The sequence below is a fragment of the Agrobacterium sp. fls2-241-TYG-188a genome (assembly GCF_030209845.1).
Genome location: NZ_JARVRD010000002.1, coordinates 902,634 through 922,082 on the forward strand (window position 1 = coordinate 902,634; position 19,449 = coordinate 922,082).

Sequence of the window (19,449 nt, forward strand, 5' to 3'; positions counted from 1 at the left end):
AGCGGGTTTAAATAAAAAATCTTCAAAAAATGGCTGGACATCGGCGAATTTTGCTCAACTTGTGCGCCTCAATGGATAATTTGGCTCTCCAACCCACCATTTTTCACTGATTTTTCTCAATATCGCCAGAATTCACAGGATCGCGGATTTCGCCGACGAGAGAGTGAAGTGTAGTAAAAATAAGCAAATGCATAAAAAGTAGACTCGCTAAAATGCCTATTTTTGCGCCGATTGCCTTTTGCGAAGTTTTGCGGTGATTATGGGCGATGATGTCCTTGCTGAACTACGCCCTGATAGAACCCGACGCCATGGCACGTGTTGATAAGCGTGCGGAAGAAAGCGGCATTTCTATTGCCGCGCTGATGGAGCGGGCGGGGCAGGCGGTTGCGGCCTGCGCGCTTGGGCATTATCCCCAGGCGCTGCGCTTAGTCGTTCTTTGCGGTGTCGGTAACAATGGCGGCGATGGTTTCGTTGCTGCACGCGCCCTGAAAGAAAGCGGTGCTGAGGTTGCCGTCTACGTCTTTGGCGATATTGGCAGATTGAAAGGCGCGGCAAAGCAGGCCTTCGATTGCGTCGGAATGCCCTTTGCTCCTCTTGGCGACTACCGACCCGTTGCAGGTGATGTCGTGATCGATGCCATCTTCGGAGCGGGTCTTTCGCGAGATGTGCCGCCGCAGGTCGCAGATATCATCGACGATATCGAGCGCGCGGCCTTGCCGGTGATTGCCGTCGATCTGCCTTCCGGGCTCTGCGGCAAGCGTGGCATCCCTCTTGGCAGGGCATTTCAGGCGCAGCGCACGGTTACCTTCATGGCGCGCAAGCCGGGCCATGTGCTGATGCCGGGACGGTCACTATGCGGAGACGTGGAGGTCTTCGATATCGGCATTCCTCGCCGTATTCTCATGGAGGGGTGCGGGTCGATCTTTGAAAATCATCCAAGCGTATGGGCCGCTGCGTTCCCAAAGCCGGATGGAGAAACGCACAAATTCAAGCGTGGACATCTGACCGTATTCTCAGGCCCGTCCCATGCCACCGGCGCTGCGCGAATGGCTGCGATGGCAGGTTTTCGCGCCGGGGCTGGAATCGTGACGGTAGCGGCGCCGCACGAAGCGCTTGGGGCTCTATCCGCATCTTTGACCGCCGTGATGGTATCCGGCATCGAAACGGAAGAGGAATTGATCGACTGGCGCGATGATAAACGCCACGCGACCTATGTGCTCGGCCCTGGTTTTGGCGACCTTGATAGGGCTCGGGCCTTTGTGTCCCTGTTGCGGGACAAGGCTCTGGTGCTGGATGCGGACGGCATTACGGCGTTCAAGGATGAGCCGCAGCGATTGTTTGACCTTTTCGCGGCCAATGCGCCGCGTATCCTGACGCCGCACGAAGGAGAGTTCGCGCGGCTGTTCCCTGACATTGCCGCGGATAAGACACTTGGCAAGGTGGAAAAGGCACAAGCGGCAGCCGCTGCCACCAACGCCGTCATTGTGTACAAGGGGGCCGATACGGTCGTTGCGGCCCCGGATGGCCGGGCCGTCATCAACGCCAATGCTCCGGCCTATCTGGCAACGGCGGGTTCTGGTGATGTGTTGGCAGGGATTGCAGGCGGTCTTCTCGCACAGCAGGTTCCGGCCTTTGAGGCGGCTGCCGCCGCCGTCTGGCTTCACGGCGAAACCGCACAGAAACTGGGGCCGGGGCTTACCGCCGAAGATCTGGCTGCGGCGGTTCGGCCTTTTCACCCCTAATGCGCCGGCTTGCCGTGGCTGGCGACAGCCGCCATGCGAGAGGCACTCATCACCAGCTTGCGTTCAGCGCGTTCCTGTTGCGGGGTGCGATTGTAGATTTCCCGATAGCATTTGGAGAAATGGGACGCGGAGACAAAGCCGCAGGCCACCGCAACTTCAACCACCGGCATGGCGGACTGGACGAGCAGATGGCGCGCGCGGTCCAGACGGATTTCGAGGTAGTAGCGGGCGGGCGACCGTCCCATTTCCTGACGAAAAAGCCGCTCCACCTGACGGCGGGAAAGATCGGCATCTTCGGCTATATCGAGAAGCGACAGAGGCTCCGAAAGATTGCTCTCCATCAACTCGATAATCGAGAGGACCTTATCATTCTGTACGCCCAGGCGCGCGCGCAGTGGTAGGCGCTGGCGGTCGTGGGGGTTGCGAACGCGGTCTGTCAGTTGCTGTTCGCAAACGCGGTTGACGAGGTTCTCGCCGAAATCCTGACCGATGAGGTTGAGCATCATGTCGAGCGATGCGGTGCCGCCAGCGCAGGTGTAGATGTTGCTGTCGACTTCATAGAGATCGGCATAGACCTCAACCTGGGGAAAGGCTTCGGAAAAGCCGGGCAGGTTTTCCCAGTGAATGGCGCAGCGTTTGCCATTTAAGAGGCCGGCCTGCGCCAGCACATGCGCGCCGGTACAGAGGCTGCCCACCGCAATGCCGCGATTGTTGGCTTCCCGCAGCCAGGCATTCACGGATTTGTTGCTATATTGCTCGATATCGATGCCGGAACAGATCAGCACCATGTTCGGGCGGTTTTCGCCGCTGACAGATTTGCGCTCTTCTGCCAGCGACGTGTTGGCCTCCAGTGCAATTCCGCTGGATGAGGCAACCTTCTCGCCATCGGCAGAGGCAAGGCGCCACTCATAGGCGGCATAGCCGAGCATACGGTTGGCGATGCGCAGCGTTTCTACCGCCGCCGTGAAAGGCAGCATGGTGAACTGCGGGACCATGAAAAAGACGACAGTGCGTTTCTTGGGAGGAGTTTTGCTCATTATGACCATGCTCCATTGCGGAAACGCAATTCCTTGCTTGGAAAAGGTCCGCTGTATATCTCATTTGCGACACTTGCAGCGCAAGATACGACGGCGTTGATCCCCTGTCAAAAAAACAACGGCTGGTGGATGGTCCTGACGACCGTCAGCTATGGCAGCGTGCTCAGGAGGGCAGGCTCCCGTCCGGGAGCTTCTACCGATATTTTGCATTTTATTAATATTGTTTTCAATTTTTCGGCGCAGCCTTTCAGCACTATCGCCGAGTTGCGCGTTCTATCGACGTGATGAAATGGCGGACGACATCACAGACCGCCGCTTCATCTTTTGTTTCAGCATCGGGTTGCCCAAGAATGGCATTGCCGTTCCTGCCAGGTGCCTTCGAGCGGAGTATTGCGTATGCATGAAGTTGGCCTGACCGTACTGGTCGTAGACGACGAACCGATTCTGAGATTTACCCTTGCGGATGCGCTCGAAGAGGCGGGTTATACCGTGCTTGAAGCGTCCAACGTTCTTGAGGCTGTCGCCGTGATCGGTAAGGTGCCGCAGATATCGGCGGTCATAACCGATATCGATATGCCCGGCGGCCTCTCCGGGCTGGATCTGGTAGAGATGCTGAACAACTGCCAGGAGCATATTTCCGTGATCGTAACATCTGGCGGTCATGCGCCGGATGCTCTGGAGTTGCCAAGCGACGCACGCTTTTTTAGCAAGCCCTACCATTTCGACGACATATTCTTCGCGCTTAAGGCCGCCATCGCGTCCAAAGAACAGGTGCGGAAAAAACGGGGTATACGTCTGGCTGGCACCCAATCCCTTCAGTAGTCAAAGCAAAACGCCGGAGTTTCCTCCGGCGTTTCTCATTCGTCTGACCCAGAGCTTATGCTGCGCGAAGCAGTACCAGGCTGCGACCTTCGGCCGTGTAGATTTCGCCATTGGCGATGTTGTTCGAAGGCGCGTCAGGATCAGCGGTCGTCAGCTCGATCGCCCAGCCATGATCTGCATCCGGCAACTTGAATTCCACGGCACCGTCATGCGGGTTGAACAGGATCAATACGTCCTTCCATTCTTCCGTGGCGTCGTCACCCTGCTGGCCATCGCTTGTCAGTCGCAGACCGAGCGTGGTGCTGCCGAGGTCTTCCCACTGCTCCTGCGTCTGCTCGCCACCGCCGGGATTAAGCCATGTGGCATGGGTGCCGTCTCTCCAGCTGTCTCGACGCAGGATCGAATGCGTCTGGCGCAGTTCGATAAGCCTTGCCGTAAAGCTGCGCAGGGCTTCCGCGCTTGCTGGGAGATTTTCCCAATGGACCCAGCTCAACTCGCTGTCCTGGCAATAGCCGTTATTGTTGCCCATCTGGCTGCGACCGAACTCATCGCCCGCCAGAAGCATCGGCGTTCCATGGGAAAGCAGGAGGGTGGCAAGGAAGTTTCGCTTCTGGCGGTCACGCACAGCGGTGATGTTTTCATCATCGGTCGGCCCTTCGACACCGTAATTGAAACTGCGGTTGTCGTTATGACCGTCGTTGTTGTCTTCCCCGTTCGCATCATTGTGCTTCTCGTTATAGGAGACGAGGTCGTTCAGGGTGAAGCCGTCATGCGCGGTGATGAAGTTGACGCTGGACCAGGGCCTGCGGCCACGCAGGTCGTAGACATCGCCTGAGCCGAGAACGCGAGCGGCGAAGTCGCCCGCTGTGCCATCTTCGTCCTTCCAGTATTCGCGGACAGTATCGCGATACTTGTCGTTCCACTCTGCCCAGCCCGGTGGGAAGCCGCCGACCTGATAGCCACCCGGACCGATATCCCACGGCTCTCCGACCAACTTCAGCCGGGAAAGCACAGGATCCTGCCCAACCGCGTCGAAGAAACCGCCGCGCTGGTCGAAGCCTTCCGGCTCACGTCCAAGGATCGTGCCGAGATCGAAGCGGAAACCATCGATATGCATGTCATCAGCCCAGTAGCGCAACGAGTCGGTTACGAGCTGCAGGACGCGCGGGTGCGATGTGTTGACGGTGTTTCCAGTGCCAGTGTCATTAATATAGTAACGCGGCTGGTCTGGCATCGTGCGGTAATAGGAGAAGTTGTCGATGCCTTTGAAGGAGAGGGTTGGGCCCATCTCGTTACCTTCAGCTGTGTGGTTATACACAACGTCCAGGATCACCTCGATGCCGCCATCATGGAATGCCCGGACCATGTCGCGAAAGCCTGCCATGCCCTTTGGCCCGTAGTAGCGCGAGGCGGGGGCAAAGAATGCCAGTGAGTTGTAGCCCCAGAAGTTCTTCAGACCCTTCTCGAGAAGATGGGAATCATCCGGGAAGTAGTGGATGGGCAGAAGCTCTACGGAGGTGACGCCGAGGCTTTTGATATAATCCACAATTTCCTTGTCGCCCAAACCCTCATAGGTACCGCGAAGCTGTTCGGAAATCTTCGGGTGCAGCTGCGTGAAACCCTTGACGTGAGTCTCGTAAAAGATCGTCTTGGACCATGGGACGTTCGGCTTGCTATCTCCCGCCCAATCATAGGCGGAGGGATCAACCACACGGCATTTCGGCATCTTGGCGGCGCTATCACTCTCATCGAAGGAGAGATCTTTTTCTTCGGCATCGAGCTTGTAGCCGAATTGCTCGGTGCCCCAGTCGATATCTCCGACGAGTTCGCGCGCATAAGGGTCAACAAGCAGCTTGTTCGGGTTAAAGCGGTGGCCGTTTTCGGGATCGTAAGGCCCATGTACACGGTAACCGTAGAGCGCGCCGGGCTTCAGACCGGGAATATAGCCGTGCCAAATTTCATTGGTGAATTCGGGCAGGGTAATGCGTTCGATTTCGGTTTTTCCGCTCTCATCGAAGAGGCACAGTTCAATACGTTCGGCATGGGCGCTGAAGATTGCAAAATTGACGCCGTCACCATCGAAATTGGCGCCAAGGCGGGTAAAGTCGCCAGGTAAAATTGTGGAACCGAACTGGGCCATTGATATCCTCGTGCTTGATTGGGGCAGGGGGAAATGTGGTGGCCGGTCATTGGTTCCGCAGCGCAAGAAAAAGCCCGCCGTGACATATCTGGCGGGCTTTCTATTTAAGGCGTTTCGTCGTGTTTTTCAGCGAACAATACGCGTTGCTTTCTTGTCCGTTGTCGGCCATCCAATATCCTTCAATGTTTCTGGCGGAAGCGCTTCAAGTGCACGCATTGTCTGTCTGCGAGCCCAAGCTGTATTGACGGCTCTCCAAAGCCCGACGAGCCTATCGGTATGCAGCAGGTCCCTCCGCGGGCGTCTGCCATGGGTTATGATAACGGTCATTTCGATACTCCTTTCATCGGTATCTGTGCTTTCTGACAATCAAGATATGCGCTCGAGTGGGGCATCAATCAATCGAATGGTTTTGATGTAATTCATGATGAATTTTGATGGTTGCTTCGATGCGTTCTCTGTCTGGTTTTGGAGGATCGAGCATTATTGACATTCAATCAAACGAAATGATATCGATGTATTGATCAGAAAAATTGAAGGCATTCGCCATGACAATTTCCTTCAGGCAGCCGCTGCCTCTTCTCGACAACGATATCTTGCGCACCTTTGTCGCGATTGCAGAAACCGGGAATTTTTCTACCGCTGCAGAGGTCGTCTTTAGAACGCCTTCGGCGGTGTCAATGCAGATCAAGAAGCTGGAAGAGCAGTTGAAGACGACGCTGTTCCTGCGCGACGCGCGGTCCGTCACGCTGACGGCGCATGGTGAGACACTGCTGACCTACGCGCGCCGCATGATCGCTCTTTCCAACGAAGCCGTTTCGCGCTTCGTCATGCCTGAACTAACGGGTGTCGTGCGGCTGGGTGCGCCGGAAGATATTGGGGAGCGGGGACTATTGCCCGGCATTCTCAAACGCTTTGCAGAAGCCTTTCCCGCCATTATGGTGGATGTGACGATCGATGCCAGCTCGCAGCTTTATCGCCGTATGGATGAACACAGGCTCGACCTCGCCTTGGTCAACTGCGCGTCGCTTCCGATGCGCGATACGGGCGAGGTTCTGATGCGCGAGCGACTGGTTTGGACGGGTGCCAGATGCGGCACCGCGCATCTGCGTGATCCCTTGCCCATCTCTATCTGGGAGGATGGATGCATCTGGCGCTCAGAGGCCATCAACTCACTTGAGAAGGAAAACCGGCGTTATCGTGTTGCGTATCTAAGTGCCCACACCATGGCGCAAAAGGCCGCTATCGAAGCAGATCTGGCCATCGCCCCGCTTCCGCGCTCCTACGTACAAGACGACATGGTCATTCTGAGCGAAAAGGATGGCTTGCCGGAGCTTGGCTGTTTCGATATCCGCCTCATCCTCGCGGATAACCCAACGCGTCCGGTCCAGGCCGTCGCAGACAGCATCCGCAATGCGTTCAGGGATGTTGCTCTCCCGGTCTAATCAACGCGTGTTATTTCGACAGCATTGCGGAACCGCTCTCGATTTCGTGCGTTATCTGCGCGCAATCCAGATCATCGTCTGCCGCGAGTGCGCAGACACAAGGGGAGTTTCCACGCATGTCGACACGTTTCTTCGCAACCATTGCAGCCGTTTTCGTTACTCTTGTTTCCCTTAGCTCCTGCGGCAATACGATCCGTGGCGTAGGCCAGGACGTTGCAGGCACTGTGGATGGTACGCAGGCTGCTGGACGCACCGTCGACCGCGCTGCCCGTCGCTAATCTATCCCACTACTTTCTTTAAAGCCGGCGACGCTCTCGCCGGCTTTTTTGCGCGTCACGATATTGTCAGTGGAGTGGCATGGGAAACGCATCGCCTTGCCCGCGCCGCCGTATTCCAGCTTTGTTTCTCAGGTTAGGAGGCAAGGTGCCCCACACCAGCCGTCACCGCGAGCCATGATCAAGAGATTCTTTCGCTACCTGCTGCCAATGCTGCTTTCGTCTGCGGCGAATGCCTCTCAACTTCCCAGCGACTGCCAGTCAATCGATCATATGGGAGGCCGCTACACCGTGTGCAGCTTCGATCCAGCAAAAGCAAAGATAAGACTCTATCAATGGGATGCCATCGCTGGAAAGCCTTATGGGTCATTCGAGGCGCTTTCCTCCGCACTCTGGCGTCAGCACAGCTTTGTAACCTTTGCCATGAATGCCGGAATGTATCACCGCGATTTATCGCCTGTTGGCCTGCACATCGAAAACGGTGTCGAAAAAACGCCGATCAGCACCTCCGGCGGCTGGGGCAATTTTCATATGCAGCCGAACGGCGTCTTCTTTATAGAAGGCGACAGGGCAGGCGTGCTGGAAACAAGCGCTTATCTCAACGCCAATCTCAAACCTGATGTCGCAACGCAATCAGGCCCGATGCTGGTCATCGACGGGCAACTTCATCCACGATTTTTGCCGCAGAGCGACAGCCTGAACACGCGCAACGGCGTGGGCGTTTCCGCCGACGGCATCGTGCACTTCGCAATTTCGGAAAATCCAGTGCGTTTCTACGATTTTGCAACGTTGTTTCGCGACCGGCTTGCGACCGCAAACGCACTTTATCTGGACGGCAGTATTTCCAGCGTCCACATACCCGGCGCCAACCGCCGCGATAGCTGGCACCCGATGGGGCCCATTATCGCGGTTGTCGAGAACGTGCCGGATTGACTGTAGAAAGCGTCAGATAGGCGCCTTCGGATAGGCTTTTTCCAGCCCGCGGGATTTCGAAAGCCCCGCACGAAATGCGGTATAGGCAGCATGTTGGCTGCTCTTAGACACCTCATACAAACGGATCTGCATCCGGGCAGGGGCATTCTCGCCAAACCACTCGCCACACTTTTCCAGTTTCAAAGAGTTCAGAAACCGGGCCTGCGATTGCTGATCGAGAAAAATATGAAGACCTTCCAGCAGGTTTTCTTCCTGAAGGGCATTTTCCAGAAGAAGTTTCAGCCAGGACTGATCCTCGGCACTCATGGATGCGATCTTGGCTGCGACCGTATCGCGATCAGGAAAAGATGACGCGTTTGCCTGCATGTTTCTCACCGCTTTGCTTGTTGGTTTTTGCCCGATAATCCAGATCAAACATGTCTTCAAGACTGTGAACAACTCAAATGTGTAAAAGGCCAAAAATGCGCGGCCTTATACACATCTCCCGCGTTGATGATGAACAGTTTCCGACCGGAATTTACACTTTGGTCTAAATTGAGACGGAGCAGCTCTGGGGCTGTGTCGAAGTGGGCCACTAAGATATTGTTATTTATTAAACCTATGCAGCCAGTGAATAGCAGCTCGCCGAATGCGCCTTGCTTTAGCCGTTTTTTGCATTTGCGTTCGTCACAAGATTTTAATAAATGGTTCACCACTGGGCCGACGGAAGAGCGGTCTGGAGAGTGAACACGTTGGAGTAATCATGGAAGAAACTGCACAGAAATCCTGCTGGGCTGTCACACTACGCGCACTCGCAGGCTTTGCCGCTTTCCTCGCTTTGACCTACATTTTTGGTAGCCCGTAACAATCTCCGTTAAAAGTTTTAGATATGGCAGCACGGTTTCTCTACAGGAACCGTGCTGTTTTCATTTCCGCTGGATGTCGCAGCCTGCCTATCTCGTGCCCATATTAGGTGTGGCGCATTGCGGTGGTTGAGATAAACTGGCGTAATAAGTCTATTTATAGGGCAGGACGCATATGTTTCTTTCGGTATTCGACGTTTTCAAGATCGGTATCGGACCTTCCAGTTCGCATACGATGGGACCCATGTCGGCGGCGAACCGGTTTCTTGACACGATATTGTCGGACGAGTGGCCCCGACCGGCGGGCGCGACTGTATCGGCCATCAAGGTCAGCCTGCACGGGTCGCTCGCCTTTACCGGCATTGGTCACGGGTCCGGCCGTGCTGTCATTCTTGGCTTGACCGGCGAGCGTCCGGATCTTGTCGATCCCGATGCAATGGACCGTCTTGTCCTGGAAGTCGAAACGCAGGGACGCGTAACGCCTGCAGGCCACCCGACCTATGTCTTCCGCCCGGCGGAAGATCTGGTTTTCGACAAGAAGAACCCGTTGCCAGGCCATGCCAATGGCATGACGTTTTCAGCCTATGACACTCAGGGCCGGATGCTGCTGAAGAGGATTTACTATTCGGTCGGCGGCGGATTTGTCGTTACCGATACAGAACTTGAGGCAATGCGCCAGCGCGGCAAGACTGTGGATAACGGGCCTAAGGTTCCCTATCCCTTCGCGACGGCGAGGCAGATGCTTGAAATGGCCAACAGTTCCGGGCGAACCATCGCCCAGATGAAGCGCGCCAATGAAGAGACTGTCATGACGCGACAGGAGCTGGACGAGCGACTGGATCAGATCTGGGACGCAATGAACGGCTGTATAGAACGCGGCCTGAAGGGCGAAGGCATCATGCCCGGCGGCCTGAAGGTCAAGCGTCGCGCCCGTTCCATCCATGACAAGCTGAACGCTGAATGGCGCAGCAATCGCCTCAACCCGGTGCTCGCCAACGACTGGCTGAGCGTTTACGCCATGGCCGTCAATGAGGAGAATGCCTCAGGAGGACGCGTCGTGACAGCTCCAACCAATGGCGCTGCGGGCGTGGTGCCTGCCACCGTGCGCTATTTCCGCCATTTTCATGAAGATGCGACGGTGGAAGACATCAGGGATTTCCTGCTGACCGCCGCCGCTATTGGCGGGATCATCAAGCACAATGCATCCATCTCCGGCGCGGAAGTCGGCTGTCAGGGTGAAGTGGGCTCCGCCGCTGCCATGGCGGCAGCCGGTCTCGCCGCTGTCATGGGTGGCTCTCCGGCGCAGGTTGAAAATGCAGCAGAAATTGCGCTCGAGCATCACCTTGGCATGACCTGCGACCCGATTGCCGGGCTGGTGCAGGTTCCCTGCATCGAACGGAATGCACTCGGCGCGGTCAAGGCAGTCACGGCGGCGTCACTGGCTTTGAAGGGCGATGGAGAGCATTTCGTGCCGCTCGATGCCTGCATTGAAACCATGCGCCAGACCGGAAACGACATGAGCGAGAAGTACAAGGAAACATCGACCGGCGGCCTGGCCGTGAATGTGGTGGAGTGTTGACAGGCACAACCTGCCAACGCTTGACGCAAGTGCTAAAACAGCCTTGATAGAGCCATGGCTCTTCATCTCATAAAGCTTTGCGTCGGCGCGGATTCGATCGAAGATTTGCGCGAGTGGGTCTCACACCGTTGCCTGACTGCGATTGCAGCCGGCCTGGAGCCGCACAGCGTTCACACAACACGCATGTTTCCCAAGCGGACCGAGGAACTGCTCGACGGCGGCTCTCTTTATTGGGTCATCAAGGGCCAGGTTCAGGCCCGGCAGACGCTTCTCGATATCCGCCAGTTCAAGGGTGAGGATGGCATCAGTCGTTGCGATCTCGTTCTGGGGCCCGAAGTCATTGAGACCTCGCCAGCACCGAAGCGTCCTTTTCAGGGGTGGCGATATCTCAATGCAGAGGAAGCTCCCCGGGATCTTGGTGGACAGTCGGTGGGCGAAGACATGCCTGCCGATCTTAGACGGGAACTGGCGGAACTCGGGCTATTGTAGCTCCCAAAAAAAAGGCCGGTTCCGGGGCAACGAAACCGGCCCTTTGGCACGGTCAATCCGGGACGGGGTGCCCTGACCAGCCATAACTTGCAACGGGCTGACAACGTTTCGCTCCGCTGTCCTTACCCCTTGATGCCTGCGACCGCGTTGACGTTACGGCCATCCTGAACCTTGACCCAGCGACCAGGGTTCGTGCTGTCCTGGCGCTTGAGGTAGGTGTATTCAGTCTCCGACCATTCCATCACCTTGTTGCGCAGGTTATCGAGAATGAAGTCGCCGCGATCGGTCCGCACCGTCAATACCGCATGACCGGAACCGTTAGGCTGCAGAACCACGGTGATCAGCAGGTCGGAGGGCGCGATACCCTTGTTCATGAGCATTTTGCGCTTCAGCAAAACATAATCTTCACAATCGCCGACGGTGGTCGGATATGCCCAGCGTTCCTCCACGCCGTAGATCTCCATATCTGTCATCGGCGTGACCGTGGTGTTGACGGTATAGTTCACATCGAGAATCGTCTTCCACGTCTCCTCAGTCAGACGCAGTGGTCCTCTGTCGCCGGATGTCGCCTGGCATTCGCTCTGATAGGTCTGGCAAAATTCATAGTGACCAATCGGCGGATTGGCTTTGCCCATGACACGCATTGCTGCTGCTGGTGATGCTTCTGCTTGGCCCGCAAATGCACCGGCGATCATTGCTGCAATCATAAAACCAAAACGGCTGATGTTTTTCATCTTCTTTTCTCCCCGTTGTGAGGAGAATATTGCCATGAATATTTTTAGCGTCAGAAAACATCGGCGCTAGAATTCGAGCTTAAATTTAGGAAAAACTTCGATTTATTTGAGTTTGTTTTGATTTGTATTTTCATAAAATTTAAGTGGCATTTTATCTTTTGCCTTTATTTTTCGGATGTTGAGTTGGATTAAGTCACTGATATAAAACAATAATATCCGCATACTTATTAACGCGGATGCATTTCGAATGCAAATATTTGCCATCTTTAAGGTTGCTTTACTATACTTGCGATCGAAATATGTACGTCGTGTGGTTGCCGCCGAGAAAATCCCACGGAAAAATCGACTTTTGGTTGTCGGAATGTGGATCGAATTCCCGCATTTTTCATGCAGATTTTCTAAAATTTTCTGAGTTTCCCAGAATGGTACGGTTTTATAGCGTTCGGAAACGGCTGTGGCGCCGTTCTATGCGCCGTTCAGTGTCGCTAGAATCATAAAAAAACCGGCTGCGAGTGGGCGCGGCCGGTGTTCGTATTCTTTCCGAAGCTGAAAAGTTTAGAGAAACTCGATGAGGGCGTCGCGCGATTGAACGGCATCGAACTCGATGGCCACACCTTCCATGAAGTGGCGCACAATGCGACCGGCCATATTGCCAAGGCGGACGTTGCTTCCAAGCGCAGGGCGTATGTCGATTTCGACAGCGGCGCCGGAAAGCGAAAGGTCGATGATGCGACATGGCGCAATGTTTCCATCGCTCAGCATCAGGTCCGCGCGAGGATTGCGCGGTGTCAAACGGTCATGGCGACGATCTTCCGGCAGTCCGAGTGCGTGGCGCTTGGCAATCCAGGCAAGCTGTGCAGCCAGTTTTTCACGCTTGCGCTCAGTTGCGCTGATAGCGATGACAAAGCCGTCTGGTGTAAGTGACTTTACAATACCTTCAACGCGACCAATGTGCTGTAGATAAGCGATGATGCGGTCACCGTTTGCCGGGCGCACGAAGCACGAAATTCGGGCCTTTTCCGCGGTCATATCATGTGCGACGCAATCAAACTCGTCCTGCGAAGGCACCATCAGCCTGCCTGTCAGCGGCACGGGCAGAACCTCTGCGGTGGGCGCTTCCACGTGACGAGTGGCAAAGGCGACGGTGTTTGATCGGGATGAGAACATGGGCGGTACAATAAAGAGTGATGATGCCTACTCTTTACAGGGGGCGAGTTAACAACCCGTTCCGGCACAAAGCGCCCATAATCATCCTCTTTCCCAAAATGGGACGGTGCGGCCTTTTGTCCATAGACTCACAGGCGGCACGAAGAATGAGTGTGTCACGGGAACTTCAAGCAGCCTGCTTGACCGGAGGGTCAAGGGGGCAAATGGCTGTCCAAAATCCTGAAGAGGCTGATCCGAAACCAAAGCTCCTAGCAGTCTTGGTGCCGAGTCAGGTTGTGCTGCCAGGGGAAGGAGCAGCATCTCAAACTCCTGCGATGCCAGCCCAGTTGCGCTTTCTGCCTGGATATCGAACAGGACAGGTCGTGCGCGTTCCATTACGCCTTGCGCGATGCGACAGGCGTAACCGGCGGAATCCTCCTGCCACAGCGCGTTGAAAGCGTTGTCGCGCAGATCGCGATGGAAGAGATTGTAAAGACGCGTACCCGTCAGGCGGAAGACCAGCGAACCGTCGTCCATTTGCGTGAGAACGAAAAGGTCTGGAAGAAGGTGACGAATGGCCGACGGATCGATATCGGCGCGTGCTGGTGCCGTGCGACTCCCGCGCCGATCATTCCAATAGGAGAAAATCTCCCTGCCGCTCTTCGTCCTCATAGCATCGCCTCCTCGAAAGGCTCTCGGCTCTATCTAGACGCCATCGTCAGTTTGCGTCTGTGGTTTCCGAATGCTGAATCGGCTGGTGGGCAGATGATGTCTTCCCCTGCACCCGTATCGTTCTGATACAGATTTCGACCCGGCTTCGGTGTTCACTCTCATACAAGCGATTTCCGTGCCACGCGTCGCTCGCGCACATCGTCGTCCTGTGACATTGGGTCGAAATGTCCGTTTGCACGGTGCTTCTTTTTAAGGGTCCGTTACTATATTGCTCAGCGGAAACATTTATCTTGCGACGCGAAGGAATACTGGCTCATGGCCCATGACGAAGGCGACATACCGGGACACGGCGAAAACACATCGCCTGCCGCACCACCGAAAACGCCGGTATTCAACCTTCCCGGAGCTCTTGTCGCCATTCTCGCCATTATGGTTGCCGTCCATCTGATCGCGACATATCTGCTTTCGGACGAAAGCTATGGCTATTTCCTTTTCACTTTCGGCTTCATACCGCTGCGCTATGCCATCCCGTTTTCACAGCAAGGACTGGAGTGGCTGTGGACACCCGTAACCTATTCATTTCTCCATGGCGGTATCGAGCACATCCTGTTCAACGGGCTCTGGTTGATGGCGTTCGGAGCGCCAGTGCTGCGTCGGATTGGGACGTTGCGTTTCATTCTGCTGTGGTGCGTATCCGCTGCCGTTTCTGCATTTGGCCATGCCTGGCTGCACTGGGGCGACGAGACCGTATTAATTGGCGCGTCAGGCGTTGTTTCGGCCCTCATGGGCGCAGCCTGCCGGTTTGCTTTTCCTGCACGGGGCGGTCGTTACCATCCGTCAATCGGGCACCTTCTGCCGCGGCAAAGCATCCTGCAGGCGCTTTCCAACCGCACCGTCCTGATTTTCACACTCATGTGGCTGCTGGGAAATGTTCTCATCGCGGTTGGCATACCGCTGTTTGGAGACGTGGGGGGAGAGGTGGCCTGGGACGCCCACATCTTCGGTTTCATGCTGGGTTTCCTGTTCTTCGCCCTGTTTGACCGCAGTGCCAGAAGCCACGCGGACCGGCAGCAAAACCACTCAATCGATTGAAGTCTGGACGCTGCCGGGAAACATATTGCAATCCCGGTAACGCTGGCGCACCATTGCCCTGTCGTATGATCGTGCGTTTGTGGAGGAGACGCGACGCGCGGTCTCGTACACAATGACAGGAGGAACCATGCCGATTTTTGTGAAGGAACTTCTCGACCTGAAAGGCCGCGACGTCGTGACTGTCGGGCCGGATATGTCGGTGGGAGATGCGGCCGCAACCTTGCATGAGCACCGCATTGGCGCGGTTGTCGTGACCGATCAGGACGGTGCCATTCTCGGCATCTTTACAGAACGCGATCTTGTAAGAGCCATCGCAACCCAGTCCTCTGCCGCCCTGCAGGCCAAGCTTGCGGATGTGATGACAAGGAATGTTACCCGCTGTCACGAGGGATCAAGCACGGACGATCTCATGGAGCTTATGACCGGTGGCCGGTTCCGCCATTTGCCGGTTGAAGCCAATGGCCGCCTTGTCGGCATCATATCGATTGGCGACGTGGTGAAGGCAAGAATAGGTGAGATCGAGGCGGAAGCCGAACACATCAAATCCTATATCACCGGGTAACCAAAAGACGCATTGGTACGTCACTCGGAAGTGCGCCTGGTGCGGGCTTCCGATGATCGATCGCGTCACGTCGGCTGGAAGACCTGCTGCATCCGTTGCAGTTCGGGAATTCTGGATCTTGCCTCTTCATAGCCGCGGTCAATGGATTCAGCTGCCCGATGGAATTCGGACAGGCCGATATGATTGATGCGGGGGTGAAGGGTTAGATCAGGCGGGTCTCCGGCAAGACGCGAGCGGGAAATGCGGTCCTGAATGATGTTGAATGCCTGCACCATGACGCCGGGAAGCCCGACCCTTGAGGACGGATCCGCAGCCGGTTTGCCAACGGCTTCCGGTGAGGGCGTCGCAGCGCCAGCGGCATGTTTGACGACGGCTGAACGACCGAAGATATCGTAATTGAGGTTTACCGCCACCACCAAAGCCTGCTCATAGGCACGGCAGACGGAAACCGGCACTGGGTTGACCAGCGCGCCATCAATCAGCGTGCGGCCATTGCAACGGACCGGTTCAAAAATACCTGGCAACGCGTAGGAAGACCGAAGGGCGGTAATGAGATCGCCCTGGTGCACCCAGACTTCGTGCCCGGTTTTCAGTTCGGTGGCGACCGCGATGAATGGATGCTCCAGATCTTCGATGTTGAGGCCAACGAGATGTTCCTGCATCCGCTTGGTCAGACGCATTCCGCCAAACAGGCCGCCGCCGCCGATGGTGAGATCGAGAAGCCCTGCTATGCGGCGCATGGTCAGAGAGCGGGCAAAGTCCTCGAGTTCGTCCAGCTTTCCTGCAAGATAGCACCCGCCCACAAGCGCACCGATGGATGTGCCCGCGATCATGCCGATCTTGACACCTGCCTCATCCAAAGCACGCAAGACGCCGATATGAGCCCATCCTCGTGCCGCGCCGCCACCGAGGGCAAGTGCAATTCGGTTGGATGCGATTGGGGGCATGGAGGAGGGTGCCTGATCGATGGCTTTCTCCGAGGACGTTGCGCCCGCCGCGTTTTCGCGGTTCATTCCCCAACCCAACATATTGTGCTCCCAATAACCGTGCGGACAGCGACAAGGCGCCTGCCAGCTTGCGCAGACATGCGCACATCACGGACGTCCGCAGACCTCCTGACATCTGTCATATTCGTAGCAAAATGATAAAAAACCGAAAAGATCGGCCGTCCCGTTTACTCTTTGCCGGGCTGGCTGCCGTAGGTTTCTTCAGGGTCGAAGTGGCGCGTGTCGTCGGTAATGGTCGTTACCGCTTTGCCGTCTTGCAGCGAAACCGTGCGATAAAAGCAGGAGCGACGACCGGTGTGGCATGTCGCGTCATGGCCAGCAACCGAAACCTTGAGCCAGATGGCATCCTGATCGCAATCGACGCGTATTTCCTGAACGGTCTGGAGATTGCCGGACGTCTCACCCTTCTTCCAGATCTTGTCGCGCGAGCGGCTGTAATAATGGGCAATCCCTGTCTCGAGCGTCAGCGTCAGCGCCTGCGCGTTCATATGCGCCACCATCAACAATTCGCCATCCTTGATGTCGGTGATGACTGCGGTCACAAGGCCATGGGCATCGAATTTAGGCGTAAAGGCACCGGAAGCCTCAAGCTCTTTCTTGTCCGAAGGCGCGGGCGGGAATGTCGAAGACATGAGACCTCTCGTATGAAAGGGAATAGATTGTGTGGCCAAAGCAAAAGGGCGGCTAGCGCCGCCCTGTGAGACCGGTCTTGATCTTAGCGATTGTAGACCATGGACATGAACCGTGCCTGCTGGGCGGGTTCGGTCTTGAATGTGCCGGAGAAGCTTGTTGTCAGCGTGGTGGAACCCTGCTTCTGGACACCGCGCATGGACATGCACATATGCTCTGCGTCGATCATCACAGCCACGCCGCGAGGCTTGAGCTTGCTGTCGATAGCCTGAGCGATCTGCGCTGTCATTGTTTCCTGAGTCTGCAGACGACGACCGTAGATTTCCACAACACGCGCAATCTTGGAAAGACCGAGGACGCGGCCCGCTGGCAGATATGCGACATGCGCCTTGCCAGTGATTGGAACCATGTGATGTTCGCAATGGGAATAGAAGGGGATGTCGCGCACCAGAATGATGTCGTCGTAACCGCCGACTTCTTCGAATGTGGTTCCAAGAACATCGTTTGCGTCGAGTTCATATCCACTGAAGAGCTCGCGGTAAGATTTTGCGACCCGTTTTGGCGTATCGAGCAGACCTTCGCGGTCCGGGTTGTCACCCGCCCAGCGAAGCAAAACGCGTACAGCCTCTTCAGCTTCCGCCTGCGTTGGACGAGGGTTTGCGGCGCCGTTCTGGGTGCCAGCACCGGGGAAATTCTTCACGATTGCATCCATTTCTTGGTCTCCCGATGCGGTTCAAGGCCGCACCTGAACATGGGTTACGGCTAAAATTCAATATGCCGCGCCTGCTATCTGGTTGTTTTCGGGCAATTTGGCAAGCCTGTCGTCATTTTTTCGGTATCTGAACCATTAAAATGAACCCACCTTGATGACGCCACCGCCGCATAACATATAATGAAGAGATCAAGCAGAGAACCCCCGCCAAATGCAATGCAGCCTTTCGGATCGGCAGGCTGCGCGAATGGACGAGCCAATGGAAGACATTTACAACAATCGTATTCTGGAATTCGCGGGCAACATTCCGCTGACGGGAGCCATGCCGGATGCGGATGCCAGCGCGCAGAAACATTCCAAACTCTGCGGCTCCAAGGTGAAGGTTTATATCAAGCTTCGCGATGGCCGGGTGTCGGATTTCTCGCACGAGGTGAAGGCTTGCGCGCTTGGGCAGGCTTCATCGTCCATCATGGCGCACCATGTGATCGGTGCCACCAGCGAAGAACTGCGCCAGGCGCGCAGCGATATGCTGGCCATGTTGACTGCTGACGGCGAGGGCCCGGATGGCCGGTTCCTCGACATGCGCGTTTTGAAACCGGTCAAGGATTACAAGGCACGGCACGCCTCAACCATGCTGACTTTCGACGCGATCTGTGACTGTCTGGACCAGATCGAAGCCGACCAGCGCCTTCCGGCTTGACCTGTGTGCAACGATCCGGACTGCCGACACGACGGACCAACAGGCGGGCAGGGCAGCCGATCCCGTAACTGGTCAGGGCATTTTCCAAAGACTCCGGGTCGGCTGCTGGGAATGGGTTTAATCCGTTTCTATCAGTTGGTATTTTCCGGCTTCATCGGCAATTCCTGCCGACATATCCCGACTTGCTCTGAATATGGCTATGAGGCTATCGCGCGGCATGGTTTCTGGGCCGGCGGCTGGTTGACGCTGTTTCGTGTCGCGCGTTGCGGGCCCGGCGGCACCAGCGGTCTTGACCCGGTTGCGGAAAGACTGGACGATAGCTGTGTCTGGTGGGCCCCCTGGTCCTATTGGAAGCAGGCGCGAAAGGTATTCAACAGGGGAGAGTGACCGCTATGCCCATGCCCATGGAATATCGTCAGGCATCGGTGGATTTCGACCGTTTCATGGAAGAATTGAAAGAGGTCTCGATGCTGCGAACGTCGCATCAGGCGTACACTATGCTTCAAGCTGTTTTTCAGGTGTTTCGCCGCCGGTTGACAGTCCAGCAGGCAATCTCCTTTGCAAATGCTCTGCCGCCTGTTCTTCGCGCGATTTTTGTCAGCGATTGGGATACGAATGAAGAAAAGCGAGAATTCGGTACCGAAGCCGAGATGATGGCAGAGGTGCGGGCGTTGCGCCACAATCACAACCTCTCGACCGATTCGGCCATTCGCGACGTCGGAGAGGCATTGCGCCGCAGCCTCGATCCTGAAGTCTTTGGCCGCGCGCTTGCGAAACTGCCCGCAGAGGCTGGTGAGTTCTGGCAGTTGCCGGTGCTGTCTTAAAATTCTTTACTCAATCGCCATTCCGCTTTATCACCCGCGCGTTCACTTTCCGGTGTAGCCGGTCAACAT

23 protein-coding genes are annotated in these 19,449 nt (G+C 56.1%); 13 read left to right on the forward strand and 10 right to left on the reverse strand.

What is annotated here, in order from left to right:
• The first annotated feature begins 266 nt into the window (after positions 1-266).
• Positions 267-1,742 (forward strand): NAD(P)H-hydrate dehydratase, encoded by a 1,476-nt coding sequence (locus tag QRN85_RS11135; protein ID WP_284758031.1) that lies wholly within the window; start codon positions 267-269, stop codon positions 1,740-1,742.
• Here QRN85_RS11135 and QRN85_RS11140 read toward each other — a convergent pair.
• Positions 1,739-2,779, reverse strand: coding sequence for a GlxA family transcriptional regulator (locus QRN85_RS11140; protein WP_113093655.1), 1,041 nt, complete (start codon positions 2,777-2,779; stop codon positions 1,739-1,741). The genes QRN85_RS11135 and QRN85_RS11140 overlap by 4 nt on opposite strands.
• A gap of 33 nt (positions 2,780-2,812) precedes the next feature.
• Here QRN85_RS11140 and QRN85_RS11145 point away from each other — a divergent pair, with 33 nt between their 5' ends.
• Together QRN85_RS11145 and QRN85_RS11150 are read left to right on the forward strand one after the other, a co-directional pair.
• Positions 2,813-3,064 (forward strand): hypothetical protein, encoded by a 252-nt coding sequence (locus QRN85_RS11145; protein ID WP_284758033.1) that lies wholly within the window; start codon positions 2,813-2,815, stop codon positions 3,062-3,064.
• A gap of 111 nt (positions 3,065-3,175) precedes the next feature.
• Positions 3,176-3,601, forward strand: coding sequence for a response regulator (locus QRN85_RS11150; protein WP_112961514.1), 426 nt, complete (start codon positions 3,176-3,178; stop codon positions 3,599-3,601).
• A gap of 55 nt (positions 3,602-3,656) precedes the next feature.
• On the opposite strand, the gene glgX is transcribed toward QRN85_RS11150, so the two are convergent.
• Both glgX and QRN85_RS24560 read right to left on the reverse strand, forming a co-directional pair.
• The gene (glgX, locus tag QRN85_RS11155; protein ID WP_284758034.1) at positions 3,657-5,741 is read right to left on the reverse strand and encodes a glycogen debranching protein GlgX; all 2,085 of its coding nucleotides are present in this window, start codon (positions 5,739-5,741) and stop codon (positions 3,657-3,659) included.
• Between the two features lie 126 nt (positions 5,742-5,867).
• Positions 5,868-6,068 (reverse strand): YjiS-like domain-containing protein, encoded by a 201-nt coding sequence (locus QRN85_RS24560; protein WP_062587105.1) that lies wholly within the window; start codon positions 6,066-6,068, stop codon positions 5,868-5,870.
• A gap of 218 nt (positions 6,069-6,286) precedes the next feature.
• Between QRN85_RS24560 and QRN85_RS11165 the strand changes: the two genes are divergently transcribed.
• From QRN85_RS11165 to QRN85_RS11175, 3 genes are all read left to right on the forward strand, one after another.
• Positions 6,287-7,183 carry a LysR family transcriptional regulator gene (locus QRN85_RS11165; protein WP_062587282.1) on the forward strand — a complete coding sequence of 299 codons (897 nt, stop codon included), beginning with the start codon at positions 6,287-6,289 and terminating at the stop codon, positions 7,181-7,183.
• Between the two features lie 116 nt (positions 7,184-7,299).
• Positions 7,300-7,461 carry an entericidin domain-containing protein gene (locus QRN85_RS11170; protein ID WP_062587106.1) on the forward strand — a complete coding sequence of 54 codons (162 nt, stop codon included), beginning with the start codon at positions 7,300-7,302 and terminating at the stop codon, positions 7,459-7,461.
• Positions 7,462-7,635: 174 nt separating this feature from the next.
• Positions 7,636-8,391 carry a phosphodiester glycosidase family protein gene (locus QRN85_RS11175; RefSeq protein ID WP_502870762.1) on the forward strand — a complete coding sequence of 252 codons (756 nt, stop codon included), beginning with the start codon at positions 7,636-7,638 and terminating at the stop codon, positions 8,389-8,391.
• 12 nt (positions 8,392-8,403) lie between these two features.
• Here the strand turns inward: QRN85_RS11175 and QRN85_RS11180 are convergent, their stop codons facing one another.
• Complete coding sequence (locus QRN85_RS11180; protein WP_284758036.1) at positions 8,404-8,757, reverse strand: hypothetical protein; 354 nt, start codon at positions 8,755-8,757, stop codon at positions 8,404-8,406.
• 651 nt (positions 8,758-9,408) lie between these two features.
• On the opposite strand from QRN85_RS11180, the gene QRN85_RS11185 reads away from it, so the two are divergent.
• Together QRN85_RS11185 and QRN85_RS11190 are read left to right on the forward strand one after the other, a co-directional pair.
• Positions 9,409-10,812: an L-serine ammonia-lyase gene (locus QRN85_RS11185; RefSeq protein WP_113169869.1), complete on the forward strand. Its 1,404-nt coding sequence runs from the start codon at positions 9,409-9,411 to the stop codon at positions 10,810-10,812.
• A gap of 54 nt (positions 10,813-10,866) precedes the next feature.
• Positions 10,867-11,301 (forward strand): DUF1489 family protein, encoded by a 435-nt coding sequence (locus QRN85_RS11190; RefSeq protein ID WP_112961522.1) that lies wholly within the window; start codon positions 10,867-10,869, stop codon positions 11,299-11,301.
• 122 nt (positions 11,302-11,423) lie between these two features.
• Here QRN85_RS11190 and QRN85_RS11195 read toward each other — a convergent pair whose 3' ends face one another.
• The 3 genes from QRN85_RS11195 to QRN85_RS11205 form a co-directional block, all read right to left on the reverse strand.
• Positions 11,424-12,035 carry a transglutaminase-like cysteine peptidase gene (locus QRN85_RS11195; protein ID WP_062587111.1) on the reverse strand — a complete coding sequence of 204 codons (612 nt, stop codon included), beginning with the start codon at positions 12,033-12,035 and terminating at the stop codon, positions 11,424-11,426.
• 555 nt (positions 12,036-12,590) lie between these two features.
• The gene (locus QRN85_RS11200; RefSeq protein WP_062587113.1) at positions 12,591-13,202 is read right to left on the reverse strand and encodes a PilZ domain-containing protein; all 612 of its coding nucleotides are present in this window, start codon (positions 13,200-13,202) and stop codon (positions 12,591-12,593) included.
• Between the two features lie 81 nt (positions 13,203-13,283).
• Positions 13,284-13,853: a PAS domain-containing protein gene (locus QRN85_RS11205; RefSeq protein WP_284758041.1), complete on the reverse strand. Its 570-nt coding sequence runs from the start codon at positions 13,851-13,853 to the stop codon at positions 13,284-13,286.
• A gap of 315 nt (positions 13,854-14,168) precedes the next feature.
• Here QRN85_RS11205 and QRN85_RS11210 point away from each other — a divergent pair, with 315 nt between their 5' ends.
• Both QRN85_RS11210 and QRN85_RS11215 read left to right on the forward strand, forming a co-directional pair.
• Positions 14,169-14,945 (forward strand): rhomboid family intramembrane serine protease, encoded by a 777-nt coding sequence (locus QRN85_RS11210; protein ID WP_284758043.1) that lies wholly within the window; start codon positions 14,169-14,171, stop codon positions 14,943-14,945.
• A 127-nt stretch (positions 14,946-15,072) separates the two neighbouring features.
• Entirely contained in the window at positions 15,073-15,507 is a 435-nt protein-coding gene (locus tag QRN85_RS11215; RefSeq protein ID WP_062587116.1) for a CBS domain-containing protein, read from the forward strand.
• A gap of 65 nt (positions 15,508-15,572) precedes the next feature.
• Here the strand turns inward: QRN85_RS11215 and QRN85_RS11220 are convergent, their stop codons facing one another.
• The 3 genes from QRN85_RS11220 to folE all read right to left on the reverse strand — a co-directional run bounded on the left by QRN85_RS11220 (position 15,573) and on the right by folE (position 17,856).
• Entirely contained in the window at positions 15,573-16,535 is a 963-nt protein-coding gene (locus tag QRN85_RS11220) for a patatin-like phospholipase family protein (RefSeq protein WP_113218211.1), read from the reverse strand.
• A 146-nt stretch (positions 16,536-16,681) separates the two neighbouring features.
• Positions 16,682-17,146, reverse strand: a complete 465-nt coding sequence (hisI, locus tag QRN85_RS11225) for a phosphoribosyl-AMP cyclohydrolase (RefSeq protein ID WP_284758045.1) — start codon at positions 17,144-17,146, stop codon at positions 16,682-16,684.
• Between the two features lie 83 nt (positions 17,147-17,229).
• Positions 17,230-17,856: a GTP cyclohydrolase I FolE gene (gene folE / locus QRN85_RS11230; RefSeq protein WP_062587119.1), complete on the reverse strand. Its 627-nt coding sequence runs from the start codon at positions 17,854-17,856 to the stop codon at positions 17,230-17,232.
• A 259-nt stretch (positions 17,857-18,115) separates the two neighbouring features.
• Between folE and QRN85_RS11235 the strand changes: the two genes are divergently transcribed.
• The 3 genes from QRN85_RS11235 to QRN85_RS11245 are packed head-to-tail and all read left to right on the forward strand — an operon-like array spanning position 18,116 to position 19,380.
• Complete coding sequence (locus tag QRN85_RS11235) at positions 18,116-18,556, forward strand: iron-sulfur cluster assembly scaffold protein (RefSeq protein WP_113093713.1); 441 nt, start codon at positions 18,116-18,118, stop codon at positions 18,554-18,556.
• A 3-nt stretch (positions 18,557-18,559) separates the two neighbouring features.
• Positions 18,560-18,943, forward strand: coding sequence for a membrane protein insertion efficiency factor YidD (gene yidD, locus QRN85_RS11240; protein ID WP_284758046.1), 384 nt, complete (start codon positions 18,560-18,562; stop codon positions 18,941-18,943).
• On the forward strand, positions 18,940-19,380 hold the full coding sequence (locus QRN85_RS11245; protein WP_284758048.1) for a DUF2267 domain-containing protein: 441 nt from the start codon (positions 18,940-18,942) through the stop codon (positions 19,378-19,380). Before yidD ends, QRN85_RS11245 begins: the two co-directional genes overlap by 4 nt.
• Positions 19,381-19,449 lie beyond the last annotated feature (69 nt).